The sequence below is a fragment of the Arthrobacter sp. efr-133-R2A-120 genome, assembly GCF_030209835.1.
Lineage (GTDB): Bacteria > Actinomycetota > Actinomycetes > Actinomycetales > Micrococcaceae > Arthrobacter.
The window spans coordinates 70,435-96,002 of the sequence record NZ_JARVRF010000013.1 but is presented as its reverse complement, the minus strand read 5'-3'; the positions used below and the strand labels follow the sequence as shown (position 1 = coordinate 96,002).

The 25,568-nt window shown below is 65.2% G+C and carries 27 protein-coding genes and 1 pseudogene; 9 read left to right on the top strand and 19 right to left on the bottom strand.

Translation table 11 applies throughout. From position 1 onward, the window contains the following. Positions 1 to 42: 42 nt before the first annotated feature. Together QRN52_RS08730 and QRN52_RS08725 are read left to right on the top strand one after the other, a co-directional pair. Positions 43 to 432 (top strand): heavy metal-responsive transcriptional regulator, encoded by a 390-nt coding sequence (locus QRN52_RS08730; protein ID WP_284752371.1) that lies wholly within the window; start codon positions 43 to 45, stop codon positions 430 to 432. Positions 433 to 473: 41 nt separating this feature from the next. Then, positions 474 to 863, top strand: a complete 390-nt coding sequence (locus tag QRN52_RS08725) for a carboxypeptidase-like regulatory domain-containing protein (protein WP_284752338.1) — start codon at positions 474 to 476, stop codon at positions 861 to 863. Between the two features lie 6 nt (positions 864 to 869). Here QRN52_RS08725 and arfB read toward each other — a convergent pair whose 3' ends face one another. From arfB to QRN52_RS08710, 3 genes are all read right to left on the bottom strand, one after another. Then, a complete protein-coding gene (arfB, locus tag QRN52_RS08720; RefSeq protein ID WP_284752337.1) occupies positions 870 to 1,292 on the bottom strand; it encodes an alternative ribosome rescue aminoacyl-tRNA hydrolase ArfB in 423 nt (140 codons plus the stop codon). Positions 1,293 to 1,343: 51 nt separating this feature from the next. Continuing rightward, positions 1,344 to 1,928 (bottom strand): HhH-GPD-type base excision DNA repair protein, encoded by a 585-nt coding sequence (locus QRN52_RS08715; RefSeq protein WP_284752336.1) that lies wholly within the window; start codon positions 1,926 to 1,928, stop codon positions 1,344 to 1,346. A gap of 116 nt (positions 1,929 to 2,044) precedes the next feature. Next, on the bottom strand, positions 2,045 to 2,317 hold the full coding sequence (locus QRN52_RS08710; protein ID WP_284752335.1) for a hypothetical protein: 273 nt from the start codon (positions 2,315 to 2,317) through the stop codon (positions 2,045 to 2,047). 336 nt (positions 2,318 to 2,653) lie between these two features. Here QRN52_RS08710 and QRN52_RS08705 point away from each other — a divergent pair, with 336 nt between their 5' ends. The 3 genes from QRN52_RS08705 to QRN52_RS08695 all read left to right on the top strand — a co-directional run bounded on the left by QRN52_RS08705 (position 2,654) and on the right by QRN52_RS08695 (position 5,292). Then, a complete protein-coding gene (locus QRN52_RS08705) occupies positions 2,654 to 3,526 on the top strand; it encodes an NAD-dependent epimerase/dehydratase family protein (RefSeq protein ID WP_284752334.1) in 873 nt (290 codons plus the stop codon). An 8-nt stretch (positions 3,527 to 3,534) separates the two neighbouring features. After that, on the top strand, positions 3,535 to 4,566 hold the full coding sequence (locus tag QRN52_RS08700; protein ID WP_284752333.1) for an aldo/keto reductase: 1,032 nt from the start codon (positions 3,535 to 3,537) through the stop codon (positions 4,564 to 4,566). A gap of 81 nt (positions 4,567 to 4,647) precedes the next feature. Beyond that, positions 4,648 to 5,292: a hypothetical protein gene (locus QRN52_RS08695; RefSeq protein ID WP_284752332.1), complete on the top strand. Its 645-nt coding sequence runs from the start codon at positions 4,648 to 4,650 to the stop codon at positions 5,290 to 5,292. Positions 5,293 to 5,355: 63 nt separating this feature from the next. Here the strand turns inward: QRN52_RS08695 and QRN52_RS08690 are convergent, their stop codons facing one another. Continuing rightward, positions 5,356 to 6,243, bottom strand: coding sequence for a transglycosylase domain-containing protein (locus QRN52_RS08690; RefSeq protein WP_284752331.1), 888 nt, complete (start codon positions 6,241 to 6,243; stop codon positions 5,356 to 5,358). 302 nt (positions 6,244 to 6,545) lie between these two features. Between QRN52_RS08690 and QRN52_RS08685 the strand changes: the two genes are divergently transcribed. Both QRN52_RS08685 and QRN52_RS08680 read left to right on the top strand, forming a co-directional pair. Next, complete coding sequence (locus QRN52_RS08685; protein ID WP_284752330.1) at positions 6,546 to 7,445, top strand: diacylglycerol/lipid kinase family protein; 900 nt, start codon at positions 6,546 to 6,548, stop codon at positions 7,443 to 7,445. Between the two features lie 95 nt (positions 7,446 to 7,540). Beyond that, complete coding sequence (locus QRN52_RS08680; RefSeq protein ID WP_284752329.1) at positions 7,541 to 7,807, top strand: GlsB/YeaQ/YmgE family stress response membrane protein; 267 nt, start codon at positions 7,541 to 7,543, stop codon at positions 7,805 to 7,807. 21 nt (positions 7,808 to 7,828) lie between these two features. Here the strand turns inward: QRN52_RS08680 and QRN52_RS23940 are convergent. Next, positions 7,829 to 7,936: pseudogene (locus QRN52_RS23940) on the bottom strand (muconolactone Delta-isomerase family protein); the annotation flags it as partial. Positions 7,937 to 8,074: 138 nt separating this feature from the next. Further along, entirely contained in the window at positions 8,075 to 8,515 is a 441-nt protein-coding gene (locus QRN52_RS08675; RefSeq protein WP_284752328.1) for a VOC family protein, read from the bottom strand. Between the two features lie 148 nt (positions 8,516 to 8,663). On the opposite strand from QRN52_RS08675, the gene QRN52_RS08670 reads away from it, so the two are divergent. Then, positions 8,664 to 9,590, top strand: a complete 927-nt coding sequence (locus QRN52_RS08670) for a LysR family transcriptional regulator (protein WP_350225139.1) — start codon at positions 8,664 to 8,666, stop codon at positions 9,588 to 9,590. 14 nt (positions 9,591 to 9,604) lie between these two features. Here the strand turns inward: QRN52_RS08670 and QRN52_RS08665 are convergent, their stop codons facing one another. Genes QRN52_RS08665 through QRN52_RS08620 form a run of 10 tightly spaced genes read right to left on the bottom strand, consistent with a single transcriptional unit; the run spans position 9,605 to position 20,670 of the window. Further along, entirely contained in the window at positions 9,605 to 10,495 is an 891-nt protein-coding gene (locus QRN52_RS08665) for a pyridoxal-phosphate dependent enzyme (RefSeq protein ID WP_284752327.1), read from the bottom strand. A 59-nt stretch (positions 10,496 to 10,554) separates the two neighbouring features. Beyond that, entirely contained in the window at positions 10,555 to 11,655 is a 1,101-nt protein-coding gene (locus QRN52_RS08660) for an ABC transporter permease (protein ID WP_284752326.1), read from the bottom strand. After that, positions 11,655 to 12,764: an ABC transporter permease gene (locus tag QRN52_RS08655; protein ID WP_284752325.1), complete on the bottom strand. Its 1,110-nt coding sequence runs from the start codon at positions 12,762 to 12,764 to the stop codon at positions 11,655 to 11,657. Before QRN52_RS08655 ends, QRN52_RS08660 begins: the two co-directional genes overlap by 1 nt. Continuing rightward, entirely contained in the window at positions 12,761 to 13,699 is a 939-nt protein-coding gene (locus QRN52_RS08650) for an ABC transporter ATP-binding protein (protein WP_284752324.1), read from the bottom strand. The genes QRN52_RS08655 and QRN52_RS08650 overlap by 4 nt, the downstream gene beginning before the upstream one ends. After that, on the bottom strand, positions 13,692 to 14,993 hold the full coding sequence (locus QRN52_RS08645) for a vWA domain-containing protein (RefSeq protein ID WP_284752323.1): 1,302 nt from the start codon (positions 14,991 to 14,993) through the stop codon (positions 13,692 to 13,694). The genes QRN52_RS08650 and QRN52_RS08645 overlap by 8 nt, the downstream gene beginning before the upstream one ends. After that, on the bottom strand, positions 14,986 to 15,930 hold the full coding sequence (locus tag QRN52_RS08640) for an AAA family ATPase (protein WP_284752322.1): 945 nt from the start codon (positions 15,928 to 15,930) through the stop codon (positions 14,986 to 14,988). The genes QRN52_RS08645 and QRN52_RS08640 overlap by 8 nt, the downstream gene beginning before the upstream one ends. Then, positions 15,914 to 16,870: an XdhC family protein gene (locus QRN52_RS08635; protein WP_284752321.1), complete on the bottom strand. Its 957-nt coding sequence runs from the start codon at positions 16,868 to 16,870 to the stop codon at positions 15,914 to 15,916. Before QRN52_RS08635 ends, QRN52_RS08640 begins: the two co-directional genes overlap by 17 nt. Before the next feature lies 1 nt (position 16,871). Then, complete coding sequence (locus tag QRN52_RS08630) at positions 16,872 to 19,265, bottom strand: aerobic carbon-monoxide dehydrogenase large subunit (RefSeq protein WP_284752320.1); 2,394 nt, start codon at positions 19,263 to 19,265, stop codon at positions 16,872 to 16,874. After that, the gene (locus QRN52_RS08625) at positions 19,262 to 19,786 is read right to left on the bottom strand and encodes a (2Fe-2S)-binding protein (protein WP_284752319.1); all 525 of its coding nucleotides are present in this window, start codon (positions 19,784 to 19,786) and stop codon (positions 19,262 to 19,264) included. The genes QRN52_RS08630 and QRN52_RS08625 overlap by 4 nt, the downstream gene beginning before the upstream one ends. Positions 19,787 to 19,791: 5 nt before the next feature. Next, the gene (locus QRN52_RS08620) at positions 19,792 to 20,670 is read right to left on the bottom strand and encodes an FAD binding domain-containing protein (protein ID WP_284752318.1); all 879 of its coding nucleotides are present in this window, start codon (positions 20,668 to 20,670) and stop codon (positions 19,792 to 19,794) included. A 237-nt stretch (positions 20,671 to 20,907) separates the two neighbouring features. Between QRN52_RS08620 and QRN52_RS08615 the strand changes: the two genes are divergently transcribed. Next, positions 20,908 to 21,513 (top strand): DUF1326 domain-containing protein, encoded by a 606-nt coding sequence (locus QRN52_RS08615; protein WP_284752317.1) that lies wholly within the window; start codon positions 20,908 to 20,910, stop codon positions 21,511 to 21,513. Between the two features lie 442 nt (positions 21,514 to 21,955). Here QRN52_RS08615 and QRN52_RS08610 read toward each other — a convergent pair whose 3' ends face one another. Genes QRN52_RS08610 through QRN52_RS08600 form a run of 3 tightly spaced genes read right to left on the bottom strand, consistent with a single transcriptional unit; the run spans position 21,956 to position 25,566 of the window. Then, positions 21,956 to 23,677, bottom strand: coding sequence for a CocE/NonD family hydrolase (locus QRN52_RS08610; protein ID WP_284752316.1), 1,722 nt, complete (start codon positions 23,675 to 23,677; stop codon positions 21,956 to 21,958). Positions 23,678 to 23,683: 6 nt separating this feature from the next. Beyond that, positions 23,684 to 24,637, bottom strand: a complete 954-nt coding sequence (locus QRN52_RS08605; RefSeq protein WP_284752315.1) for an MBL fold metallo-hydrolase — start codon at positions 24,635 to 24,637, stop codon at positions 23,684 to 23,686. After that, positions 24,634 to 25,566 (bottom strand): alpha/beta hydrolase, encoded by a 933-nt coding sequence (locus QRN52_RS08600; protein ID WP_284752314.1) that lies wholly within the window; start codon positions 25,564 to 25,566, stop codon positions 24,634 to 24,636. Before QRN52_RS08600 ends, QRN52_RS08605 begins: the two co-directional genes overlap by 4 nt. Positions 25,567 to 25,568 lie beyond the last annotated feature (2 nt).

Genomic DNA, 25,568 nt, shown 5'->3' with positions numbered 1-25,568 from the left:
GTCCCCTACAGTGGGAGTTCAATGGGGAAGACGAGGTGCATGGTGCGAATCGGTGAAGCCGCCCAAGCGGCGGGTATGACGAGCAAGGCCTTGAGATTCTATGAAGAGCACGGGCTGCTGCCGGCTGCGAAGCGCACCGCCAACGGATATCGCGATTACACAGGCGAAGCCATCAACAGGCTCGACTTCATTCGTCGCGGGCGCGCCGCGGGACTGGCCCTTGCACAGATCCGCGAAATCCTGATTCTGCGCGACGCAGGCCGTGCGCCTTGCACCCATGTGCGCGACCTCCTGGCCGGCCAGCTGGCCGACCTCGACGCGCAGATCGCCGAACTCGTCGCACTGCGCACCACCGTCGCTGAATACCACGCCATCGCCGCCGCCGCGGACCCGGAAGCGTGCGACGCCGAACGGATCTGCAGCTACCTCTGAAATGGGGTCAGCCGCCTCCCTGATTGGACACATGTTCGTGAGTGAGTGAAGTGAAGCGATTCGTCGTAGCCCTGATGGCGGTGGTCCTGTGGTTGTCCGGGTGCGCCAGTCTGGGCGGTCCGGGCACTGGGCATTCCGGCGTTGTCACCGGCTTTGTCCTGACCGCCCCGGTGTGTCCCGTCGAACGTGTCGGTCAGGAGTGTCCGCCGCGCCCCGTCCCAGGGGCGGCGGTTGTCGCCTTGGACGGGGAAGCTGCCCGGGGCTCGACGCTGACCGATGGCACCGGCGCCTTCCATCTAACGCTGCCTGACGGCAATTACGTCATCAAAGCGAGCAACGTCGGCGGTTACGCGTCGACGGCTACCGAGGCGGTGGTGATCTCGGAGACTCCCGTCCACATCACGCTGGTTGTTGACAGCGGGATTCGCTAATCCGTATTACTCGGCGGACGGTCGTTTTCGTTGTTGTTTCGTCGCCGACCGGTGCTCCTTTGTGACCCGGTGCCGACGTTTCGAGCTCCGGGTGGGTTTGCTCGCCCGGCGGGCAGCGGCTTCGGGAGCAAGCGCCTCCGCTACGAGGCGGGAGAGTTTGGCCAAGGCGATCTCGCGATTGCGTAACTGGGACCGCTGCTCGGAGGCGGTCACCGTGATGACCCCGGCGATGAGGCGTGGTCCAAGACGCGTGAACAGCATCAGCCGTTGGTCGTCGGAAAGCGCCGCGGAGTCGGCGGCATTCCATGACAGTTCGACGCGGCTGTCCGAGGTATTGACATGTTGACCGCCTGGCCCTGACGAGCGGGAGAACCGCCAGCCGAGTTCCGACGCCGGAATCGTGAGCCCGGGCAACACTTCGAGATCCATGCTGCAAGCGTTTCACGTTATGGGCAGGAACGAAGCCCCGCCCTGCGCTCCTCAGCGCCCGGATGCCTTCGCAGCCTTGATGGCGGCCTTGGCAGCTTGCTTGTTCGCCCGCACTTTTCTGAGCGACTCCGGATCCACGATGTCGGCCACAGAGACAAATGCGTTCTCTTGGCCGTAGGCGCCGGCAGCCTCACGCCAGCCTTGTGCCTGGAGTCCGCGCTGCTTGCCGAGCAGTGCCAGGAAGATTTTTGCCTTTTGCTCTCCGAAGCCGGGCAATTCCTTCAACCTACGGAGCACTTCCTGGCCGTCGGGATCGTCCCGGGTCCAGATGGCAGTTGCGTCCCCATTCCAATCGCGCTGAACGACTGCGGCCAGATCCTGGACGCGGCCGGCCATGGAGCCGGGGAAACGGTGGACAGACGGACGCTCCTTGAACACCTCAACGAAGCTTGCCGGGTCATATTCGGCTATTGCGGCAGGGGACATGGACCCGATGCGCGCGCGGATCTTTTCGGGTCCGGCAAACGCCGACTCCATGGTCACCTGTTGGTCGAGCAGCATGCCGATGAGAAGCGCGAACGCATCATCGCTGAGCAGTTGGTCGGCGGCGGGGTCGCCGGTAATGTGCAGTTCCATGCGCCCATCCTCCCACCTGCTTTGATTCGCGTCATGGTGGATGAGGCCCGCAAGCTCAGCAGCCCAAGGGCGCGCTGGCCCGGCCAGCTCAGCAGCCCGGTTCCGGTCCCCGTCTGTTAGCTCCCCGGCAATTCGCGCCGCTCGAGCGTCTGCCCATAGGGAACGTCGCGGCTGATGGCGACGGTGTACCTCGTGTATCCGTGCTGGGTGACGAGGATGCCGTGACGGCGGTCCTTGACGGCGTGTTCGCGGGCGATTTCGACGGCGGTGTTCAGGTCGTTTTCGATGGTGTCAGGGTCGTGGGCGGTGATTTCCAGGACGACGTCCGAGTGGCGCTTGATCATCGTGGTCTCTTTCTCGGCGGGAAGTACCGGGGTCTCAGCGGTCACGGGCTTCCGGGGCCGGGCGCACCCGGGGAGGCGGAAGGCGGTGATTCGAGAGGGGTTGCCCGGCATTCTGTGATGGGGCGGTGGCTGGCCGAAGAGTCCGGCGGCCTTGATCGGCGGAAGCATCTTCCTGCGGATCTGTAGCCAGTTTGGATGATCGGCGGCCCGGACACAAGGTGAACTGCCGAAAAAGTTGGCCGTGTCGCCAAAATACATTCGGCGATGCATTCACGTGGGAGCGGGTGTCTGGCTGTCCTAGGACCGGGAGGGCCACGCGCCGGAGCCGGTTTCTGCCCTAGTGTCGATTCGGAACGGCCGATCTATATCGAGGGAGTACCGATGAGAATCGCAGTGACGGGTGGAAGCGGAAAACTGGGCCGGCATGTTGTGCGCCGGCTCAGCGGGGACGGGCACCAGGTGTTGAACCTGGACCGTGCGGGCGAAAGGAGCCCGGGTCTGGCGATCGTTGACCTGCGTGACTATGGTCAGGTGCTGGATGTGTTCCTGGGGCTGGACGACCGGCATAGCGGCTTCGATGCCGTGGTGCATCTGGGGGCCATTCCCGCACCCGGAATCGTCCCGGATGCCGCGACGTTCGGGAACAATATGCTGTCGACGTACAACGTGTTCCAAGCGGCCCGACGGGCCGGCATCAAGAAGGTTGTCTACGCCTCAAGTGAGACGGTGCTGGGCCTGCCGTTCGACGTCGACCCTCCCTATATCCCCGTGGATGAGGAGTACCCGGCCCGGCCGGAAAGCACCTACTCGCTGGTGAAGCATTTGGAAGAGCAGATGGCCATCGAGTTCACGCGTTGGGACCCCGAGCTGAGCATCGTGGGGCTGCGGTTCTCCAACGTCATGGACGTGTCGGATTACGAACAGTTTCCGTCCTTCGACTCCGACGCCAGGCTGCGCAAGTGGAACCTGTGGGGTTACATCGATGGACGCGACGGCGCGCAGGCTGTGGCGCGGGCCCTTGAAAACGGCAAACCCGGGTTCGAAGCATTCATCATCGCAAACGCGGATACGGTCATGAGCCGGTCCAGTGCCAGCCTGGCTGCGGAGGTATTCCCCGGCGTCAAGGTGATCAAGGAATTGGGAGAGCACGAGACCATGCTCTCCATCGACAAGGCCAGGCGATTGCTGGGCTTCGACCCCGAATACACGTGGCGCAGCTACCACCCGAACCGTACTACCCCCACCGAGGATTGAGGAACATCATGCAATACCGCACTTTGGGCAACAGCGGCGCCGTGGTTTCGAACTACGCGCTGGGAACCATGACATTCGGGGCCGAGGCCACCGAGGAAACGTCCCGCGCCATCCTGGACAGCTACGTTGCTGCCGGCGGCAACTTCATTGACACCGCCGATGTTTACAGCACGGGGGTATCGGAGGAGATCATCGGCCGCTGGCTGGCCGAACGGCCCGATGCGCGGGACCGCGTAGTGCTGGCCACGAAGGGCCGCTTCCCCATGGGCGCGGCTCCGAACGACGTCGGCACCTCCCGACGCCACCTCACGCGGGCGTTGGACGATTCGCTGCGCCGCTTGGGAGTGGAGCAGATCGACGTGTACCAAATGCACGCGTGGGACCCCATTACGCCTTTGGAGGAGACGCTGCGCTTCCTGCACGACTCCGTCAGCAGCGGCAAGATCGGCTACTACGGGTTTTCCAACTTCCTGGGGTGGCAGTTGACCAAAGCTGTCCACATTGCCAAGGCGTTTGGCTGGAGCGCGCCGGTGACCCTGCAGCCGCAGTACAGCCTGCTGGTCCGTGAGATTGAATCGGAGATCGTTCCGGCTTCCCTGGACGCTGGAATCGGGCTGCTGCCGTGGTCTCCCCTGGGTGGCGGTTGGCTCTCCGGCAAGTACAAGCGCGACGTGCCGCCCACGGGTGCCACCCGCCTGGGTGAGAACCCGGAACGCGGGATGGAGGCGTGGCAGGCCCGCAACGATGATCCCCGCACGTGGGACGTCATCGGAACGGTGGAAAAGATCGCAGCGGATCATGGCGTCAGTGCCTCCCAGGTTGCACTCGCGTGGTTGGCGGACCGGCCCGCCGTGACCTCCGTGATCCTCGGCGCCCGCACCACGGAACAGCTAGCGGACAACCTCGCCGCGGCCGACCTGGAACTCAGCCCCGAGGAAACCGGGCGGCTCACCGAGGCCAGCCAACCGCGCGTCGGCGTCTATCCGTACGGTCCGATGGCGGAGAACCAGCGCAGCCGGAAGATCGAGGGCGGCCGGTAACTCCGGGCGCCGGGTCCGACGCCATACTGCAGGGCCCGAGGTCCATTGCCCACGAGGCAGGACAGGCGTTGAATGTGGCTTATGGTCGACTGGGTTCTGATTTCCAATCTCGGCACCGCTCTCGGCACGACTGTTCTCGCCGTCGCGACCTTCATTTCGACGCGCTCGGCGAACCGGTCGGCGCGGCTCGCGGAGCGCGCGCTCCTGAATGGATTGCGGCCTATCCTGCTGCCCTCGAACTGGTCTGACGCCCCGCAGAAAGTGCGGTTCATGGAAGGCAAGTGGATGGTAGTGCGCGGTGGCCATGCCACGCTCGAGATCAGCGACAACACTGTGTACCTGTTGATGTCTGTCCGAAATGCCGGTGCGGGAGTGGCGGTCCTGCACGGCTGGCACCTGCCACCGGACGCCAGGGCTCCGCTGGCGCCCGTGGAGGAGTTCCACCGGCTGACCCGGGACATCTACGTGCCGGCCAACGACGCCGGATTCTGCCAGGTCGCGATCCGGGACCCGGAGTCTGCCGACTTCCGCAACGCCACAGCGGGAGCGGCCGGCGAAGGCTTCACCGTTGATGTCCTCTACGGAGACGCTGAAGGCTCGCAGCGCGTCGTCTCCCGTTTCTTCATCACACCAGGACCCGGCGGCGCCGGCCACGAAGACGACGTCGACTGGCTGCTGATGGTCTCGCGCCACTGGAACCTGGACTTGCCGGCACCGCGCGGCTGAGCCTGGACCCTGCCGTCCGTCCTGGATTTCGCGGATACGACGCCGGCCGCGGTCCGGGTGGCCCTAGCCTGCTTCGCTTTGGATCCGGTCCTTCACGCTTTGGGGCATGGTCGAGCACGCATCGTTGTCGGAGCGCTGGTCGGCATGGCTGTCGGCAGTATCGGTGATGCCGACCGTCGCAACGGCCCCCTGCCAGCCGCCCAGGCCAACGAGCTGCCGGGGGACCCAGACGTTCGCGGCGCCGTTCACGAGGTTCCACACGGCAGGGTTGACACCTGCGCCGAGGTAGATGCCTCCGTTGGGGTCCCGCTTGACGAGATCCGGCAATGGAAGGACGCCCATCAGCTGGGCCGACTGGTAATCGGACATGTTCCACGGCGGCGTTCCGAAGTAGTACCAACTGGCGGCGCAGACGCCGTAGAGATGGGGGCCGAACTGGGCATAGTTCAGGTAGAGCTCCAAGGTGCGTTGGGGGCTCAACGTGTAGCTGAACTGGGTCGCCAGGACGGCTTCGATTCCCTTGCGGACGGCGTTCTGGTCGTCCCAGAGGAAGATGTTCTTGACCAGCTGCTGGGGGATGGTGGAACCGCTGGGGTCCGGCTTTCCCTGGAAATACGCCTGTGCCCTCGCCTGGAGGTCGCCAAGATCGAAGGCCCCGCTGCGTGTTCCGAGCTGTTCGTCTTCATGGGCGATGGTCGCGGCCAGCAGGTGGCGGCTCATGTGGTTGATCGAGACGAACTGGTAGACGTTGGGCTCGCCCGCCTCCAGCATGTAGGCGGTGCGTGGCGGGGTCACGCCCATGCTGAACATGAAGGCGATGATTTGGACCAGAACCAGCGGGGTGATCAGCGCCAGGAGGAGCTTGCGCCGCCACTTCCGCTTGGATCGCTTAGCATTCTTACCGCCTGAGGGAAACGGCGGCTGGGCCTGATCCGGCTCTTGCGGCTCCAAGGGGACTGGCAACGGGTAGCTGACGACCCTGCCCCGGGCAGGATCAGGGCGGCCCGCTGAAGGAGGTCTTCCGGGCTGCGGACGCCGAGGCGGGGTCGGTGGTGTTGGAGTTTCCATCGGTCTGCCTTTGCTTCTCGTCCCGCGCGGTTACCCCCGGAAGGGGGAGAGGATGGCACGAAAGTCTACCGGGCCTTGCTGGTTGTTCCGTTCAGCAAAGTAGCCGGGGTCCCGATCCCTTAGGGTGCAAGAGAAGATTGTAAGTACACTTACCGAAGTCATCACGAGCGAATATCGGAGCGGCAATGACTTCTGCACGGACCTTTGAATCGATAGTCATTATTTTCAATCCCAACAGCACGGGGGATGCACGCAGGCTGGCCGAGGGTCTCCACAACGAGCTGGAGGATCTTCTCAGCTACCCGGTGGACATCAGGCTCCAGCCGACCGGCCACGCCGGCCATGCAGTCGAGCTGGCACGGGACGCTGTCAGCGGTGGCGGGCACGTGCTGGTTGTGTCAGTCAGTGGTGACGGCGGCTACAACGAGGTTGTCAACGGCGTGATGCAAGGTGGCAATCCCAGGGCTGTGTGCGCGGTGCTGGGGGCGGGGAATGCCAATGATCACCGGCGGACCACCGGCACCAAGCCGCTGGGAGAAGCAATCGCCGCGGGCAGGGTGCGAAGCATTGACTTGCTCCGGGTGCACACGGGCAAGGGATCGGACTTGCCCGGGGAGTACGCGCACTCCTATGTCGGCTTCGGGCTGACGCCGGTGGTGGCTAAGGACTTGGAAAAGGGCGGCAAGGGAGCCCTGAAAGAATTGGTCTCCGTGATGCGCACCTTCTCAAAGTTCGAGCCCTTCGAGATACAACAGGCCGACGGCAAGCGCCGCAGCTTCGACAGTCTCGTGCTCGCCAATATTCCGGAGATGGCGAAGTACGCGACGCTCAGCGACGCCGACGACAAGCTCTCTGACGGAAAATTCGAAGTGATCGCCTTTGCCCACAAGCCAAAGTGGAGGGTCCTCTTGACGGCGCTGCGGGCCGCTACGAAGGGCCTGGGGGACCAGCCCAGCGTGAGTAGCTACTCGTTCACCACCGTCAAGCCCCTGGCATATCAGATCGACGGCGAAGTGAAATCCGTTGATGCCGAGACCCAGGTCAGGATTGAGTGTGCCCCGGCGGCCCTCTCCACCCTGGGATAGGGAAGCGCGGGACCTTGCCTGCCAGTAAGCATGCTGATTAACTCAGAGGCGAAGCGCCACACTGGCGCTGCCTTCGCTTGCAAAGGAGATGCGCCATGGGAATTCTTGCTTTTCTTCTTCTCGGCCTGATTGCGGGCGCCATCGCAAAGGCCATTCTTCCTGGAAGACAGGGCGGCGGCTTGCTGCTTACTCTTCTCCTGGGGGTCGTCGGGGCATTTCTTGGTGGTTGGATCGGTTCCCTCGCCTTCGGGGGCGGACTCGGAAACTTCTTCGATCTCAGGACCTGGCTGCTGTCCATCCTGGGAGCCGTCATCGTGTTGCTGATCTTCGGCCTATTCAGAGGACGTCGAAGCAGAGTCTAGGCGTGGATGGCTCGTAGATGGTCAGGCCTTCGCCGGCACAGGAACGTTCGGGTGTGGATTCAGTGGCGTGATCTCCGCGGTCATCCACACGTGCAACGGGAGCGAGGCAAGGATTTCCTTGAGATCGGCTTCGGTGTCGGCGCTTCAGAGGCCGAGAGTGCGCCACTCGCCCGGCTCTGTGGGCGGCCGCCACAATCGCAGGAGGTGGCCCATCTGCGCGAGTTTGTTGCGTGATCTAGTCCCGCGAGGCATCTTTTCCGGGTCGAGTTAGATGCGGCCCGGGAGGCGATCGGTGACTTCCTGGACGATCCACAGATTGCCGTCGGGGTCTTCGAAAGAGCAGAAGGACCCGTAACTGGTGCGTTCGGGGTCGACGCCGGGCTGCCGCGCCTCAACCGGGAACGGGGGACCGTGCCAGATGTCAGTCACCTCGATGTCACGCCCGACGAGTTCGTGGTGGGCAGCTTCAATGTCGGAAACGACGAGTGTGTTCACGGCTGAGCCCGGCTTGGCCGGGTTGAGACCAAGGCCGAAGTCGACCGAGGTTCCCGAGCCCGGCGGGGTGAACTGGACAATGCGCAACCCTTCCATGGGGGCGGCGTCTTCGTCGAGGCGCCAACCCAGTTGTGCGTAAAACTTCTTGGATCGGTCCGGGTCCGATACCGCGATGACCTGGACCTCGAGCTTCATCGGGATGCCTGCACTCATGGCTAACTGTCGCTTTCTGTGTTTGTTGGTCTCCGGGCGGGTGCCCCTTCTCTGAGTCAACCCGAGTGCACGGCTGCGGTCCACGACTTGTATCCGAACACTGGTAGGCCCCGCCTCCCACCGGTCATCGCGGCGTACAATCGATCTCGTGGAACTGCGGCAGCTCACCTACTTCGTCGCTGTCGCCGAGGAGCTGCATTTCGGTCGAGCCGCGGAGCGGCTTCACATTGCCGGGCCGTCGCTCTCTCAGCAAATCATCAACCTCGAGCGCGAGCTTGGGACGAGTCTGCTCATCCGCGATCGCAGGCATGTCGAGTTGACGCCCGCCGGCAGCGAGTTCCTGACTGATGCCCGCGAGGTCTTGGCCGCTGCCGCACGAGCGTTCGATCGGGCTCGCAACGGCGACCGACAGTTGCCGCTGCGGCTGGGCTATGTCAGTTGGCTTCCCCCAGGGATCGCGACAACGCCCACCCTTCGGGTCCGTATCGACGAGTGGGTCCTGCCATCCCATACCCAAGCGGCACGGGTGGCCGAAGGCAGCCTCGACCTCGCCATCGCGTGGATTGAGAACGCCGACGTCGTGCGGCAGAACCTGGTGGCCGAGCTCCTAAAGTACGAGCGACTGCAGGCGGTCATGCCAGGCACCCACCACTCGACCCGTCACGACAGCGTGCCAGCAGCCGAGCTCACGGTTCTCGTCGATGTTGACGAAGCGTCCTGGGACTCGTGGAACCGCTATGCGTTGGCCTTCGCGAAGGCCAGCGGGGCGTCCGTCACACACATCGACGACGGTGGCATTACTGGCCCGGCATTCTTCGAGCATGTGGCTCGTTTGAGGCGGCCAGTGCTGCAGTCGCCCAAACGCCATGCGGCGCCGATGCCGCCCACGTTGACCCGCCGGCCTGTCACGTCCCCGGTACCGCTGTGGGCATGGGATCTGCTGCACCGCGCGGATGACACGCGGCCTATCGTCGCGGGCGCGATCCGAACGTTGATCGACGGTGCCTCGGCGGCTAGGTGGCGAATCCCCCCGACCGAAACCCACTGGCCCCCAAGCACTGAAAAGCAAGCGTGAAGCGTTCCGCACCCCTAGGAGTGGATTTGCTCGTGGCCGAAAAGACCTGGCAGCCCGCCTGTATGGAGAAATACTGCCGTGCCCTCTGGTAGGCGATCGTGGCGTGCCGCGCTGATTAGGCCGGCCATAGCACGCCCGGTGTACGTCGGGTCGAGGATAATGCCTTCCATCCGGGCGGTCAGATCTATCGCTTCCCGTGCCGCCTCGGTGAGGTATCCGTATCCGGCGCCGACCTGCTCCCCATCAATGCGAAGCGCGCCGCTGGCAAAGCCCATCTCGTCGAGGAGGCGTGCGACGGCGGATCGCGCATCTTTGAGAGCTCCGGAGTCAACACCGAGTACGCGCTCCGCCCCAATCGCTGTGACGAGGCCAGCCATCGTCCCGCCGGAGCCTACTGCCACGGTGACGCTCCCCAGATCAGGCACCTGCTCGAGTAGCTCCATTCCCGCTTCCCGATACGCCTCCGCGCTAAGCGCGTTCGTTCCGCCGAAAGGTATCCGGAACGCGTCGCGTGCACCCGCCAACTCAGCGGCGATGCCTTCGGTGTCCGAGGTCCCGGCGAATACAAGCTCAGCGCCCAAGATGTGATCGAGCAGGAGGTTGCCAGTGAGTTTCTCCGGGCGTTCCCCTGAAAGCACTAGTATCACCTGCATTCCAAGGCGGGCTCCTGCGGCAGCCGTGAGCCGCGCATGATTGCTTTGCTGAGCGCCTGTGGTCACCAGGACGCGCGCACCCTGCTTTACAGCGTCCGCCATGAGGATTTCGAGCTTACGCACCTTGTTGCCACCGCCGGCAAGGCCCATCAGGTCATCGCGTTTGAAGACCAACCGGTCTCCTGGGATGCCGAGGGCCGCGGCTAGCCGGGGTACGGCTTCTACCGGTGTCGGCCGTAAAAAGAATTGCATTTTCTCTTCCATCCTTAGCTTCGTACCAAAGGTCAAGGGAACGGAGGCGCCATCGGAGGTTAGTACGCGACGAGCCGCCGCCGAAGGGACACGGTCCCCAAAACGAGCCCGGCTGCGGCAGTCACCCCCAGCACCGCGAGGTCCCGGCCCAGGTTGTCGGTCGATTGGTAGAAGATCGCGGCCTCCAAGGCATCCACGCCGTAAAAAGTTGGTGTGAAATGCGCTATGGCCTGGATCCAATCCGGCAAGAACGCCGCAACACTGATTCCCCCGCTGAGGAAGAACAGGTAGATCGACAGGTTGATGCCGGCCCCGGCAACCGCCGAGAAGCGCCGCAGCGCACCTCCCAAGGCAGTCCCCAACCCAGCGGCCGCTAGCGCGATCAGTCCGATCGCGGCCAGCGCCGGAAACCAATACCAGCCGGCAGGCCGGAGGACCCCAAAAGCGAACGACAAGAGCAGCACCACCGCCGCCACGAGCATTGTTGTCACCCAGCACGCCAGGATCTTTCCGGCGATGAGCGAGCCGCGGCCGATGGGCGAAAGCAACAGTGCCTTGATGGTCAGGTCTTCGAACTCACGGGCGGCGGCCAATCCGCCGTTGACGATCCCCATGATCGTGAGCAGGAGCACCAGGATCGGCACGAGCTGGAACTGGACCAGGCCGACGTCGTGCGGCCTCAGGTCCGATTCGGCGACGCCAACCATGATCGGCGTGTCCGGCTGGCCCGCATAAAAGTTGGTAATGGCAGCCGGAACTGAGCGGCGCAGATCGTTGGTGAAGTCGAGGTTCAGGTTGTTGATCTGCACGCTGACGGGGTCGGGCCGCTGTGCCCGGTAGTCGTCGTCGAACGCGGCGGGTACGGTGATGACCGCCGCGACTTGGAGCGTGTCCAGCAGATGGGTGGCCTCAACGGGAGTCGCCCGCTGGACGCGGAACGCGTCAGAGTCCTCAAGGATCGAGACGAGTCGCTGCGCCTGCGGCCCGCTATCCTCGACCACCAGCGCGACCGGGTTCCGTCCGACCGCCCCGGCCACCACGAAGATGATCAGCAGGAATGCAACGGGAGGCAGGAGGCTGGCCAGAATCGCCGACGGCGTGCGGAACCAGGTCAGGATGTCTTTCGCCGCTATGGCGAGCACGGCACGTCCGGCGGCCATCAGTGCCTCGCCCCCCGCCGGCCGAACACGAAGGCCGCGAACCCGACGGCCACCAAGGTGAAGGCTGCCAGCACGATCGCGTCGACGGTCAGGCCTTGCGGAGCCGTCTGGTAGCCGTGGAAGGCGTGCTGGAAGGCGGCGATCGCATACGTGAGGGGAGATATCGCGGCGATCCCGCCGGGGATGGCGCCCAGCCAGTTCGCCGGCCCGAACGGTCCGCTCAAGAAGAACAGGGGAAGAACGGCCGCGATGGACAGGGGGATTGCCTGCTGCCTCCGACGGACGAGTGTCCCGACGAGGACGCCGAGGGCGAGGAACGCCGCCAGTATCAGGAGTCCGAAGCCCAATACTTCGAGGGGATGGAGCGGATGGACTCCGATAAAGAGGACCACGACGGCGAGTAGCAGCAGCGCGGACGCCGCCGCGAGGACTGCGGCGCCCAGCACCTTGCCCACCCCGATGGTCAAACGGCTCACAGGCGCCAAAGCGAGTTCCTTGATGGTCCCGAGCTCGTAGTCCCGCGCGGTATTGACGCTGCCTTGCAGCTGGGACGCGAGCATCAGGCCGGCAACCATGATGCTCACGGCGAGGTACGGAATGTAGCCGGTGTCTTGGGCTTGGACGTCGGATTCGCGGGCGGTCACTACCACCTGGTCGGGGAAGGCATCCGCGTAGAAGGACGTGATGGACAAAGGAACTGCCCGCCGGATGTCGTTGGTGAAGTCGACGTTCAAGTTGTTGACTTCCACCGGAATCTCGATTCGCGCTCCGGCGGCGAGTGCGGCGTCGAACTCTTGTGGCACGGTGACGACGGCGACAATGCTGCCGGAACGGATCTCGCGTTCTGCGTCGGCCGGGCTCGCGGTGTGGATGATGAACGAATGCGATCCGTCCATGGCCTGGACGAAGCGCTCCGCGAGCGGTCCGCGGTCATTCATCACGACCGCGATCGGTGCCTGGCCGCCGCTGATCGCGAAGAGGAGGAAGAGCAGCAAAAAGTTGATGGGGATGAGGACGCCGATGATCGCGAAGAGCGGCTCCCGGAGGGTGAGGCGGATGTCTGTCGCCGCGACGGCCCGGATCACACGAAGGTCATGGCGGATGCTCATTCCCGGAGCTCCTTGCCTGTCAGGCTCAAGAAGACCTCGTCGAGGCTCGGTTCGCGGCTCTGGATCTCCTCCAGGCTCGTGGATCCGACGACGGCGGTCACCACCCTGCCGGTGACATCGGAGCCGCCTTCCACAGTGACCTTCAGCGAGCCGTCGGAAGTAACTGCCGAGACGACGCCGGGGAGCGCAAGGACCTTTCGAACGATGTCCTCCCCAGGCGCCGGATGTGTGCGCATTTCGACGACCGTGTCACCAAAGCTGCGCCGCAGCTTGGACGGCGAATCGAGCGCCACCAGCCGTCCGCGGTCGATGATGGCCAGGCGATCGCACAGGGCGTTCGCTTCCTCGAGGTAGTTGCTGGTGATGAGAACCGTGGTGCCGCGCTCCTTGAGTTCGAGGATCCGGTCCCAGAGGGCATGCCTGCTCTGCACGTCGACTCCGAGGGTCGGTTCGTCGAAATAGAGCAGCTCCGGTTCGTGAAGCATGGCCCGGACCAACGCCAGCCTTCGCTTCATGCCGCCGGAGAACGTGGCGACGCGGCTCTTCCGGCGCTCCTCCAGTTGCGCCAATTCGAGCAGGGAGGTGATCTTCTTATCAAGACCATGCTTGGGCACGTCGAAGAGATCGGCATGAAACCGGAGGTTGGCCTCCGCTGTGAGCTCCTCGTACAGGGCGTTCTCCTGCGGTACTGTCCCGAGCGAACGCCGGATCCCGCGTGGATCCTTCAGCAGGTCGATGCGTAGAACCCTGACCCCGCCGGAACTCGGGCGGCTGAGGCCGCTGATCATGTTGATGATGGTCGTTTTGCCTGAGCCATTGGGCCCGAGAAGGCCGAAAATCTCCCCACGCTCCACCTGCAGGCTGAGGTCGTCGACGGCGGTGAGGGAGCCGAACCGCTTGGTCACACCTATGAGCTCGATGGCTGTTTCAGTCATTCCCTTCCTCCCTGTCCTGTCCGGTGGCACTGCCCGCCATTCGCGCCGGGCGGGACCGCTCCGCGCGAATGGCGGATGCGGCATCCGCCAAAGCCGCGTAGTTGTGCCCGCTGACGAAGGCGTCACAGTACGGCAGCGCGGCTGCCATACCGCCTGCCAACGGTTGGTAGTCCGTGCCGGCCTTCCTCGGATTGACCCAGACGATCCGGTACGCAAGGCGCCGCAACCGCGCCATCTGGGCGCCCACCAATTCCGGCGCATCCTGGGCCCAGCCGTCGGAGAGCACCACAATGACCGCGCCCCGGGCCAGCCCACGGCGCCCATGACCGTCGATGAAGTGCCGGAGGCTCTCCGCGAGCCGTGTGCCACCTGCCCAGTCCGGGGCGGCTGCGGCTCCAAGAGCGAGGGCTTCGTGTGCATTCCGGTTCGAAAGCTGCCGGGTCAGCCGGGTCAGCCGGGTGGAAAACACGAACGCCTCGGCCTGGGCGCCCGCCACCGCTCCCTGCAGCAGGGACAGGAAGACCTGCGTGTACGGTTCCATGGAGCCGGATACATCGCATAGGAACACCAAGCGGCGCGGACGGGGACGACGGCGGGCATAGACCAAGGTGCTTGCGTCGCCGCCGGTGCGCCGGGCCGCGCGGATGGTGCGGCGGAGGTCGAGCTTTGCGCCGCTGTGCGCCCACTGGCGTGTCCGGCGGCTTCGGCGCTCCGGTGTAGCGAGCACGATGCGCCGCACCAGCTGACGCACCCGGGCGGTCTCTTCGGGGGTGAGCTCGGCGAAGGACTTCTCGTGCAGGTGCTCGTCAGCGGAGGCCATGGCCAGGATAGCCTCGAACCCGGGAGCGTTGGATTCGTCGCCGTCGCTCTCTATGCCGGGGAGGGCGACAGGTGCCCGCGACGCCGGGAGCTGGCCGGCAGCATGAGCCGGTCGTCGTTCGCTCGGAGCTGCCCGGGTGTGCTCTGTCGCGCCGATTGCCGGTGGGCTGTTGGCATCACCGCGGGTGTCTGCCGGATCGGCCATTCCGTCAAATGCGGCCGTCCCGTCAAATGCCGCTGAGAAGACGGCATCGAATACCGGCAGTTGTTCATGCGAGAAGACGAGCGCCACCCGGCACGTCCAGTACAACGGCTCACGGGAAGTAGGAGGAACGATCCGGAGCGCCTGGGCCAGCCAGGCAGCGCGGTCCGGGGAGTTCGGCAGCCCTGCACGGCGCAGGGCCGTGCTGAACGCGACCGCCAAAGCCGCAGCATCGACGTCGGCCAGGCCATCCCCGAGCGCGTGTTCAGTCATTGCCGCCGGCCACCCACGCCGGACCCCGGGCCCACGCAATGTCCAAGTCGTCGCGATTCTTCAGGACAGAACCCCAGGTCTGTTTCACCGCAGCCGGATCCAGCCGGTCCACGCCGAGCACCGTCAGCGCGGACACCCAGTCGATTGCCTCCGCGATCCCCGGGGGTTTGGCCATGTCCAGGGACCGCAGCCTCGTGATAGCCGCCGCGGCATCCAGGGCTAGCGGCTCGGCGCTCGCGGGAACCCTGCGGCGAACGATCGCGGCGATGCGCTCGGGCCGTGGGTAGTCAATCCAGTGGTACAGGCAGCGCCGGGTCAGTGCGTCATGCAGGTCCCTGGTCCGGTTCGAGGTCAGGACGACGACGGGCGGATGCGTCGCCCGGATAGTGCCCAGCTCCGGGATCGTCACCGCGGCCTCGGCCAGCAGCTCGAAAGTGAAGGCCTCGAACTCCGCGTCCGCCCGGTCGATCTCATCCAGCAGCAGGACCGCCGGACGCGGGCCGGGATGCTCGATCGCCTTCAGCAGCGGTCGGCGCAGCAAATACTGTTCCCCGAAGAGATCGGCCTCCTCCACACGGACATCCCGGACCTCCGCCAAGCGGATGCCAAGAAGCTGGCGTTGATGGTTCCACTCGTACAGGGCCTCGCCCACATCGATACCCTCGTAGCACTGCAAGCGATACAGGGGAGTGTCGAGCACCCTCGCCAGCGCCTTCGCCGCCTCGGTCTTCCCGACGCCGGCCTCACCCTCCAGCAGGATGGGTTGCGGCAAGCGGACAGACAGGAACAATGCGGTCCCCAGTCCGACGTCGGCGAGGTAGTCGCCGTCGTCGAGCGCGGACATGAGGGAGGAAACGTCCGGTACAAGACGCCGCACCTCGTCTTCCGCTCCCGCCCGCACCGGCCCGGCAGCCCCGGACTCAGGACGCAGTGGCATAGCGTTCCGGATCGGCGAGGAAGGCCCTCCTGCATCCAGGGGAACAGAAGTAGTACGTCGCTCCGCCATACTCGGCATGCAGCGTCGACTCCACAGCCGCGACGCTCATGCCGCAGACGGGGTCCACGGCGCTCGCGGGTTCGGCGCTCGCGGGTTTGGCGCTCGCCGGCACCGGATCCGGCGTCGCAGCCTCCGCCGCCGTAGTCTCTCCAGCCGCGCCGAGGTGGCGCACGGACACGAGCTCGGCCAGAATCGACAGCGCAATCTCAGCAGGCGTCCGGCCGCCCAGCAGCAGCCCGGCCGGGCTGTGCACGCGCGCACGCTGGCCGTCGTCGACGTCGAGTGAGGCCAGGACGGCGGCGCCGCGCGTGCGGCTGGCAACCAGGGCGACGTACGGCACCCCTAGCCGGAGTGCGGCCTCCAACGCGGGCTCCTCGTCCCGGCCCTGCGACGCGACGATGAGGGCGGCGTCGTCGGCCCGCGGCTCCGCGGCGGTTCCGTCGCTGAGTTCCATGTCCAGGTCGAGGATGGCACCCAAGGCCCCCAACGCCTGTGCAACGGGCGTCGCGCCGACCACCACCACCCGGGGCGCGGGCATCTGCGGCTCGAGGAAGATCTCCACCGCGCCACCGCTGAGGCAGGGGTTTGAAACCTCGACGGCGCCCTCCTCGCGGGTGCGGGACGGTTCGCCGGGGACAACACGGAGCAACAACGGTTCGTGCTTGGTCAGCGTCTGCAGGCCGTATTCGCGCACGGAAGCCTCGACGCACGTGCCGCCGAGGAATCCGTCGATTTCCCCGTTGGCCAGCACCAGGGCGGTGTCCCCGGCGTGGGCGCTCGTTGGGTGCTGCGCGCGCACTACCGTGGCACGCACAAACGGTTCCCGGCGTTCCGCAAGTTCCTGCGCCCTCGCCGCCAGGGCTTCTCCGTGCAGGGGCATGTCACACCGGTGGCCTGGCCCGGCCCTGCATGGCTTCCCACACCCGCGCTGGCGTGCACGGCATATCCATGTGCGTCACTCCATATGGCATCAAAGCATCCACGATGGCGTTGACGATGGCCGGCGGGGACCCGACCGTGGCGGATTCGCCGATGCCTTTGGCGCCGATGGGGTGGTGCGGCGACGGCGTGACGGTGAAGCCGGTCTCCCAGTCCGGGACTTCCATCGCCGTCGGGATGAGGTAATCCATGAACGAGCCGCTGAGGCAGTTTCCCTCTTCGTCGAACGCGATGATCTCCATGAGCGCCATCCCGACGCCGTCGGTGAGCCCGCCGTGGACCTGGCCCTCGATGATCATCGGGTTGATCCGGGTCCCGCAATCGTCCACCGCGATGAAGCGCCGGACCTTGACGTGGCCCGTCCCGGCGTCGACGTCCACCACGCAGATGTAGGCGCCGAACGGGAATGTCAGGTTGGGAGGGTCATAAGTCACCTCCGCGTCGAGGTTGCCGTCGATGCCCTCGGGCAGGGCCACGGTGCCGTGGGCGCCGAATGCGATCTCGGCGATCGTCTTGCCGGCGCTTGGATCGCCCTTGACGAACCAGCGGCCCTTTTCCCACTCGAGGTCCTCGGGCCGCGTCTCAAGCATCGCTGCGGCAATGAACCTCGCCTTGTCCCGGACCTTCCGCGCCACAAGCGCCACCGCGCCACCGCTGACCGGCGTCGAGCGGCTCCCGTACGTGCCCAGGCCGAAGGGCGTCTGGTCAGTGTCGCCGTGGACAACGTCGATGCTCTCCGGCGGGATGCCGAGCTCCTCGGCCACGATCTGCGCGAACGTGGTTTCGTGGCCCTGCCCCTGGCTTTGCACCGAGATCCTGACGACGGCCTTGCCGGTGGGATGGACGCGGAGTTCAGCGCCGTCGGCCATGCCGAGCCCAACGATGTCGAAGTGCTTGCGGGGCCCGGCGCCGACAGTCTCGGTGAAGAAGGAGACGCCGATGCCCATCAGCTCACCGCGCTCCCGCTTTTCGAGTTGCTCGCGCCGGAGATCCTCGTACCCGGCCATTTTCATCGACAGCCGCATGGCAGGCTCGTAGTTGCCCGAGTCGTAGACCCAGCCGGTCTTGTTGGCGTAGGGGAATTGCTCCGGCTTGATGAAATTCTTCAGCCGAAGCTCTGCCGGATCCATCTCCAGTTTCCTGGCCAGGATGTCCACCATGCGCTCCACGAGGTAGACCGCTTCGGTCACGCGGAAGGAACAGGCATATGCCACGCCCCCGGGGGCCTTGTTGGTGTAGACGCCCGTGACCTTGCAGTAGGCCGCCTTCAGGTCATAGCTCCCGGTGAAGATGGAGAAGAAGCCGGCCGGGGTCTTGGTGGGCTGTGCAGTTGCGTTGAAGGCACCGTGGTCTGCCAGCACGCTGGTCCGGACTGCCAGGATCTTGCCGTCCTTGGTGGCCGCGATCTCGCCCTGCATGATGTAATCGCGAGCGAACGACGTCGACATCAGGTTTTCCGAACGGTCCTCCACCCATTTCACCGGCTTGCCGGTGACAATCGAGCCGACGACGGCGAGGACGTAGCCGGGATAGATGCCCACCTTGTTGCCGAAGCCTCCGCCGATATCGGGGGAGGCGATCCGGATCTTGTGCTCCGGGATGCCGGCGACTATCGCGTACAGAGTCCGGTGGGCATGCGGGGCCTGGGTCGTCTCGTAGAGCGTCAGCCTGCCGTCGACCGGATCGAAGTCCGCGACGGCGCCGCAGGTTTCCATGGGTGCCGGGTGCACGCGCGGATACACGACCTCCTGGGCGACGACGACGTCGGCAGCCGCGAACACGGCCTCGGTTTCGGCCGCATCGCCGATCTCCCAATCGAAGATCCGGTTGTCGGTCCGGCCCTCGATATCGTCACGGATGACCGGCGCGCCGGGGTCGAGGGCGCGGCGGGCATCAATCACCGGCGGCAGCATGTCGTATTCGACGTCGATCAGCTCCAGGGCGTCCCGGGCGGCGTAGCGGTCTTCGGCGACGACGAAAGCGACCTCCTGGCCTTGGAAGCGGACCTTGTCCGTGACAAGGACTGCCTGGACGTCCGCCGACAGGGTGGGCGCCCACGCGAGGTTGAGGGCCTGCAGGTCCTTGCCGGTGATGACGGCGAGGACCTTGGGATGCGCCAACGCCTCGGTGGTATCTATTGAAACCAGCCGGGCATGCGCAACGGGTGCGCGCAGGATGGCTCCATGCAGCATGCCGGGCAGCACGATGTCGTCGAGGTAATTGCCCTTGCCGCGGACGAACCGCGGGTCCTCCTTGCGCTGGAGGCGGCCGAAGCCGATCGGGCGGCCCGGGTCTCCGGCCGCCGGGTTGGGTGCATGCTCCTGGACGGTGGTCATGCCGTCACCTCTTCAGAAGTGGACTCCTCGGCACCGGCGGCGTCCCCTTCCGCCTGAGCACCGAGCGGGTGGGCCGCGGCCCATTGCACCGAGCGGACGATCGTCGCATAACCGGTGCACCGGCAAATCTGGCCGGAAATGGCTTGGCGGATCTCGGCGTCGTCGGGATGCGGGTTGCGGTCCAGCAGGGCCCTGGCCGTGAGCATCATGCCCGGAGTGCAGAATCCGCATTGCAAGCCGTGTTCCTCCATGAACCCCTGCTGCACCGGATCGAGCGTGCCGCCGACAGCCAGTCCTTCAACGGTCCGGATGTCGTGTCCGTCGGCCATGGCTGCCAGCACGGTGCACGATTTCACCGGTTGTCCGTCCATCAGGACCACGCAGGTTCCGCAGTTGCTTGTGTCGCATCCCCAGTGCGTGCCGGTCAATCCAAGGTTTTCGCGGATGAAATGGACCAGCAACACTCGGGGTTCGATCTCCCGGGTCACCTTGTCCCCGTTGACCGTCATGCTGACCTGCATTGCTTTCAGCCTTCCTTTGCACCTGCGGCGCGCGCACAAGCACGGCGCAGGACCCTGCGGGTGAGTTCATCGGCCAGGTGCCGTTTGTAATCGACCGGCCCACGCTGGTCGTCCACCGGGTGGCAGGCGGCGGCTGCGATGCGGGCGGCCTCGACGAACAGGTCTTCGCGCGGCTGCTGTCCGCGGAGCACGGCCTCGGCCTCTGGAACAGTGCCGTCCAGCCCGACCGCCGTCAGCCCGATGGCTGTCTCTTCCACCGTGCCGTCTGCGGAGAGCCCGACGGCGGCCCCGGCCGCGACGACTGCCCAGTCACCTACCCGGCGTTCCACTTTTTCATAGGCGCTGCCCGAACGAGGGCGGATCGTGAAGCGGACTTCGTACAACAGTTCGTTCTGCGCAACGGCGGTTTCGTAAGGGCCGCGGTGGAAATCCGACATCGCGACGATCCGTTCGCCATCGGGGCCGCGGATCACGGCTTGGGCGCGCAGAACATCGCAAACGGTAGACAGGTCTTCGGCCGGATCCGCTTGGCAGAGCGAGCCGCCGATCGTGCCGCGGTTGCGGACCACAGGGTCCGCGATCACCTGCTCGGCGTCGCGGATAATCGGAAAGAGCTCTGCGACGTCGGCTGACTCGAGGAGCGCTGTGTGGCGGGTTAATGCGCCGACTCGCAACTGATCACCTTCGCGACGGATGAATTCCAGTTCCGCGAGGTCGTTGATGTCGATCAGCCACTCCGGCCGCGCCAGGCGCAGCTTCATCATCGGCAGCAAGCTGTGTCCGCCGGCGATGATGCGCGACTCGGGACCGTGGCGTTCGAGGAGGGTCAGCGCGTTTGCGACGTCGCTCGCGCGCTCGTAATCAAATGGAGCCGGAATCTGCATTGTCCACCCCTTAGGGCCAGACATCCTGCACCTCGTAGGACGCGGACCTATGATCAGTCTTGCCCGCGTCATTGTGGGTGTCAACATGGCCAAGGGGGCAAGATCACGGCCATTCTGAATGGCAAAAAGAATTTCCCAGGCGCCCCATGGACCCGTGAGCGATCCGGAGAGCGTTGACACTGTTCTGGCCCGCGAGGAGACTTTTTTCTGGGGATGCCTCGCCGAAAGGAGCCCCAGATGTCGTGGCACGTCGAGGGTACGTATTTTGAGAATTGCAACTGCGACATGGTCTGCCCTTGTTCGACTTCAGGGCTGACCGCACCGGCGGATAACGATCGCTGCAACGTGGCCCTGGCCTTTCATGTGGACACGGGTGAGGTAAACGGCGTTGACGTCGGAGGCCTGACGGTCTGCGTCGTCGCCGATACGCCCGCCCTCATGAGTGACGGGGGATGGAAGATCGGCGTTCTGATGGATGCCGCCGCCTCGCCGGAGCAGGCGGAAGCGCTCGGTGGCGTCTTCGGTGGACAGCTCGGCGGACCGATGGAGGGCCTCACGCCGTTGATCGGTGAAATGGCGGGAATGGAGTCCCTGGAAATGGCCTACACCGAGGACGGGCGCATGCACCAGGTCCGAATCGGCAGCGCCGTCGACATGGCTGTGGAGGACTTTGTGTCTCCGATGGATGCCACAGGACTCGGGGTGAAAATCAGCGGGATCGGGTTCCCGGCCGACACCCTGGCGGCGGGCACAGCCAGCACGGCCCGCGTGGACGTGTTCGGGATGACCTGGGACAACGCCGGGAAGAACTCCTTCTCGGCTCCTTTTGCCTGGTCGGCCTAGGCGCCGCCCCTGGGTCGAGCGCCAGATTGTCTGACGTCGACCGGGACGCTCGCTCACATATACGGTCAAGTTCCACGACGTTCGCTCACATCATGCGAGCGAGCGTCGACGGAAAACACCCTAAAAGTGAGCGCGCGTCGGTGCAAAACACCCTGAAAATGAGCGCGCGTCCGGCGAGGGCGTGCGCAAGGCAAGATGACCGCGCAAGGGGACTGCCCGCCGTCGGGCGGTGACGCGCCGGTGAGGCCTTCACCCACGACGCTCGCTCTGATATGTCGTCAAATTCCGAGACGCTCGCTCACATCATGTGAGAGAGCGTCGGTGGAAAACACCCTAAAAGTGAGCGAGCGTCCGGGGACGCGAAGCCTAGTCAAGCGGTCCGACAACCCGTGGCGGTTGGCTGCGGTCGTGTGAAGGCCAGGAGGGAAAGAAGTCCGGTTGCTCAGCCGTTCAGGGTCGTGAACGGCAGGACGAGCCGTGACTTGTGCGCGGCATCGCGGTAGATCTTGTGGGTGACGGGGCGGCCCACCGGCAAGTGGAAGGCGTCCGGCGGGAGCAGTGCGTTGTGCTCATCGGCCAGTGGCTCGTCGTTGGACAGTTCAACCGTGAGGCGATGACCCGGCTTGAACGTGTTGGCGAACGGGTAGAGCCGCAGTACGTACTCCTCGATCGTCCCGGGCTCCACCGGCACTGACCGGGTGTGCGGGTGGTAGGGGTTGCCCTCGGTGGTCCGGTCATCCAGCTCGCGGTGCGAGGCCTTGAGGTAGCCGGTGGTGATCAGCTGGCGTTGCCCGTTCGGCGCGGTGTCCCAGAGGCGCATAATGAAGTTTGTGTCGGCCTGGTCGATTTCCGCGAAGATATGGGCGGCGCCTGCGCCGATCAGTTCGGTGTCCTGCTCGAACGGCTGGGTGCTCCACGAGAGGATCTCCACCTTGTCGGTCACCGTCAATGGGGCTTGGTAGAAACCGTCCGGGGCGGCGTACTCGGCACCCATCGGCTCCGGCTCTTCCGACAGCTTGTGGCGCGGCCGGAGGTAGAGGGACTTATACTCGATGTCCTTTGGCGGCCACTGCCCGGCGGTCACCACTTCGCGCGAGCCCTCCACGAAGATGCTTATGGGCGGCTCCTCCATGACGCCGTTGTCGATGCCTTTGATCCAGTAGTCGTACCACCGGAACATTTTGTCGTGCTCCTCGATGAAGGGGCGTGATTGCATGGGCGGGTAGGGGCCGATGGTCAGTTTTTTCGGGCCCTTGAGTGCGTTGTACAACTCGATGGTGCCGTCAAGGGTCCACCCGCGGCCCTGGTCGAGCTGCAGCCAGACCGGGATGTCGATGTTGGGGGCCAACGTGATGGGGTTGCGTTCTTCGTACCATTCACCGTCCAGTTCATTCATGACGATGTCGAACCAGGCCTCGTGGTTCTTGGGGTAGTTCAGTACGTGGACCAAGTTCGGCCAGGCCGCGATGTCCGGATCCTCGAGGCGCTCGGCGACGAGCTTCTTCAGTTCCTCCGAAGAGTACGTCTCGATCATGCGGGACTTCACGTTGTCGGTGAACGCCCAGCCCGAGTCCCCTCCGCGGCCCTCGCGGGCGGCACGCGGCATGAACCACATTATGCCGCCGTGGTACGTCGTTTCATAGAAGTCGTAATGGCCGCCGGAGACGAAGATCGCCTTGAGGTGCGGCGGACGCTCGGCGGCGGCCAGCACCTGCATCGAACCGAAGTAGGAGATGCCCACCATGCCGACGTTCCCGTCGCACCATGGCTGCGCGGCAACCCATTCGATGAAGTCGTAGGCGTCCTGGCCTAGCGACACACCTCCGGCGTTGTAGTTGCCGATGTGCTCGCCGCCCGAGAAGCCCGAGCCTCGGAGGTCGCCGATGACATGGACGTAGTCTTCCTTGACGATCCTGGCGATGTCCCCGGCCTCGATGCAGCCGTCCCACATGGGGCTGGGGCGCCGCTGGGGGGGAGTGGTGAGGGCAAGGGCCTGCAGCTCCTTGCCGTACGGACTGAGTGCCACCAATGCCGGGCGCGGCTTGTTTTCGGGGCCGTGGTAGGCGTCCGCCGCAAGCTCGACTCCGTCGCGCATCGGAACCCGGAGGTCCTTGCGGACGGCAATAGTCTGCCCGCTTGCATCCAGCAACTGAAAGTCATCCATGAGTGTTTACTCCTCGTCTTCGATCAAATGGTCCAGCGACGTGCGGTACCCGTGGAGGGTGGTGAAGAACGGGGAAGGCTCCAGCGTGGGGTCCCCGTCGTATCCAAGGTCCTCGGCCACGCGGGTGAAAGGGGAGTAGGGCGAGTCTGTGTCCTGCAAGCCGGAGGCCAGGCAACCGCCGGCCGCATTGCTGACACGGGCCTCGATGTCCAGGCTACCTTGGAGCGCTTCCCTTGCCTGTCCGGCGTCGAGCTCCACGCGGTAGGGCGTGCCGTCCGTGCGACGGTACGGGTGCCCCAGGTACATGTGCCGTGGACGGACCTCATCCCGCAGGTACTCAAGGCTCGAGCGGTAGGCGACCGGGTCCAAGAACCCCGGAAAGCCGTTTGCCGCGCCGTGGATTTGGACCGCGTCGCCGACGAACACCCCATTCTGCCCGTCGAGGACGTATGCCACAGACCCAGGGGTGTGGCCCGGAATCGAATGGACCGAAACCGTGGCGCCGCCGCCCAGCGAGATGCTCTCGTCTCCCCGCACCAGCAGCGTCGGCTCCATCTCGCCCGAGATCACGGCATTCGTGGCCGCGGTGAGCTTCGCCTCGCCGTCGGGATCCTGCAGATACTGCGCTCGCCCGGAAAGGTATTCGTCCACATGGGCCCGGCGCGAGCGCAAGAACGGTGCGTCGGCCTCATGAATGACCACTTGGGCGCGCCGTCCGGTGAGCTCCCACAGGGCGTAGGCGCCGCCAATGTGGTCGATGTGTCCATGGGTCAGCAGGATCCAGCGGACGTCTTCGATCCGGCGTCCGATTGCCTCCAGTGCCGGCACCATGCCTTCGGCGGGGGAGGATGCGATCCCCGTGTCGACGATGGCCGGTTCGGCGGCGTCGATGAAGAAGCTGTAGAGGCCGAAGCGGCCCCACGGCGAGAGGAGGGGATGTACAGCAAGCGGCTTCGTCATTGGCCGGTCCTCGCGTTCAGGAATTCGCCCGTCTCCTCGAATGCCCTGTAGAGCTCCGGGATCCAGGAGAAGTGCTGGACAAAACCGTGGTTGGCGCCGGGGTAGCGGGTCACTGTTGTCTCGACGCCGGCCTCCGCCAAGCGCCGGCCATAGAGTTCGCCCTCGTCCCGGAGGGGATCGTGCTCGGCGGTGATGACCAGCGCTGCCGGCAGCCCGGCGAGATCTTCCCGCTTGATGGGGGAGACACGGGGGTCTGCAGGGTCGGCCCCGTTCTCAAGGTAGAACGAGTTGAAGGGTTTGAGGCCCGCCGTCTCCAGCCCGTACCCTTCGGCGTTTTCGCGCAGTGAGGGGTAACGCTCGACGTCGAAATCCAGGTCCAGCGACGGGTAGAACAGGACCTGGTGGGTGATCCGCTTGAACCCGTCGTCGAGGGCTTTCGCGGCGACGGCGGCAACGAAGTTGCCTCCAGAGCTATCACCGGCGATGGCGAGGTTCTTCCCGTCCCACTTCAGGTTTCCGCCCTTCCCGGCCGCCCAGCGGACCACGCCGTAGCAGTCGTCAAGCCCTGCAGGGAATGCGGCCTCGGGAGCCAAGCGGTAGCCCACCGAGATGACCTTGTGGCCGGTTTCCTTTGCCAGTGCCCGTGCCACGTGGTCGTGGGTGTCCAGGCTGCCCAAGAAGAAGGCGCCGCCGTGGAAGTACACCAGCAGGCCGTAGGAGTCGGCCTTCATCGGCGTGTAGATCCGCACCGGCACCTCGCCCGACGTCGTGACAGCCGTGGCGTCTTCGACCGAGTACAGCGGTAGCCGGTCCGCCAGCGGCGGGACCTGGGCTGCTTCGCCGGCACGCATGGCTCGAGGGTCCAAGGGCGAACCATCGGGTGCTGGCAAGGTGGCCAGGATTTTGGCGATTTCCGGATGGATGGCCATGG

Bases quoted from the DNA above. Each gene is read 5' to 3' on its own strand.
- arfB (WP_284752337.1), bottom strand. From the start codon at position 1,292: ATGGATCTCGAAGTGTTGCCCGGGCTCACGATTCCGGCGTCGGAACTC.
- QRN52_RS08715 (WP_284752336.1), bottom strand. From the start codon at position 1,928: ATGGAACTGCACATTACCGGCGACCCCGCCGCCGACCAACTGCTCAGC.
- QRN52_RS08705 (WP_284752334.1), top strand. From the start codon at position 2,654: ATGAGAATCGCAGTGACGGGTGGAAGCGGAAAACTGGGCCGGCATGTT.
- QRN52_RS08700 (WP_284752333.1), top strand. From the start codon at position 3,535: ATGCAATACCGCACTTTGGGCAACAGCGGCGCCGTGGTTTCGAACTAC.
- QRN52_RS08695 (WP_284752332.1), top strand. From the start codon at position 4,648: ATGGTCGACTGGGTTCTGATTTCCAATCTCGGCACCGCTCTCGGCACG.
- QRN52_RS08685 (WP_284752330.1), top strand. From the start codon at position 6,546: ATGACTTCTGCACGGACCTTTGAATCGATAGTCATTATTTTCAATCCC.
- QRN52_RS08680 (WP_284752329.1), top strand. From the start codon at position 7,541: ATGGGAATTCTTGCTTTTCTTCTTCTCGGCCTGATTGCGGGCGCCATC.
- QRN52_RS08675 (WP_284752328.1), bottom strand. From the start codon at position 8,515: ATGAGTGCAGGCATCCCGATGAAGCTCGAGGTCCAGGTCATCGCGGTA.
- QRN52_RS08665 (WP_284752327.1), bottom strand. From the start codon at position 10,495: ATGCAATTCTTTTTACGGCCGACACCGGTAGAAGCCGTACCCCGGCTA.
- QRN52_RS08660 (WP_284752326.1), bottom strand. From the start codon at position 11,655: ATGGCCGCCGGACGTGCCGTGCTCGCCATAGCGGCGAAAGACATCCTG.
- QRN52_RS08655 (WP_284752325.1), bottom strand. From the start codon at position 12,764: ATGAGCATCCGCCATGACCTTCGTGTGATCCGGGCCGTCGCGGCGACA.
- QRN52_RS08650 (WP_284752324.1), bottom strand. From the start codon at position 13,699: ATGACTGAAACAGCCATCGAGCTCATAGGTGTGACCAAGCGGTTCGGC.
- QRN52_RS08645 (WP_284752323.1), bottom strand. From the start codon at position 14,993: ATGACTGAACACGCGCTCGGGGATGGCCTGGCCGACGTCGATGCTGCG.
- QRN52_RS08640 (WP_284752322.1), bottom strand. From the start codon at position 15,930: ATGCCACTGCGTCCTGAGTCCGGGGCTGCCGGGCCGGTGCGGGCGGGA.
- QRN52_RS08635 (WP_284752321.1), bottom strand. From the start codon at position 16,870: ATGCCCCTGCACGGAGAAGCCCTGGCGGCGAGGGCGCAGGAACTTGCG.
- QRN52_RS08630 (WP_284752320.1), bottom strand. From the start codon at position 19,265: ATGACCACCGTCCAGGAGCATGCACCCAACCCGGCGGCCGGAGACCCG.
- QRN52_RS08625 (WP_284752319.1), bottom strand. From the start codon at position 19,786: ATGCAGGTCAGCATGACGGTCAACGGGGACAAGGTGACCCGGGAGATC.
- QRN52_RS08620 (WP_284752318.1), bottom strand. From the start codon at position 20,670: ATGCAGATTCCGGCTCCATTTGATTACGAGCGCGCGAGCGACGTCGCA.
- QRN52_RS08615 (WP_284752317.1), top strand. From the start codon at position 20,908: ATGTCGTGGCACGTCGAGGGTACGTATTTTGAGAATTGCAACTGCGAC.
- QRN52_RS08610 (WP_284752316.1), bottom strand. From the start codon at position 23,677: ATGGATGACTTTCAGTTGCTGGATGCAAGCGGGCAGACTATTGCCGTC.
- QRN52_RS08605 (WP_284752315.1), bottom strand. From the start codon at position 24,637: ATGACGAAGCCGCTTGCTGTACATCCCCTCCTCTCGCCGTGGGGCCGC.
- QRN52_RS08600 (WP_284752314.1), bottom strand. From the start codon at position 25,566: ATGGCCATCCATCCGGAAATCGCCAAAATCCTGGCCACCTTGCCAGCA.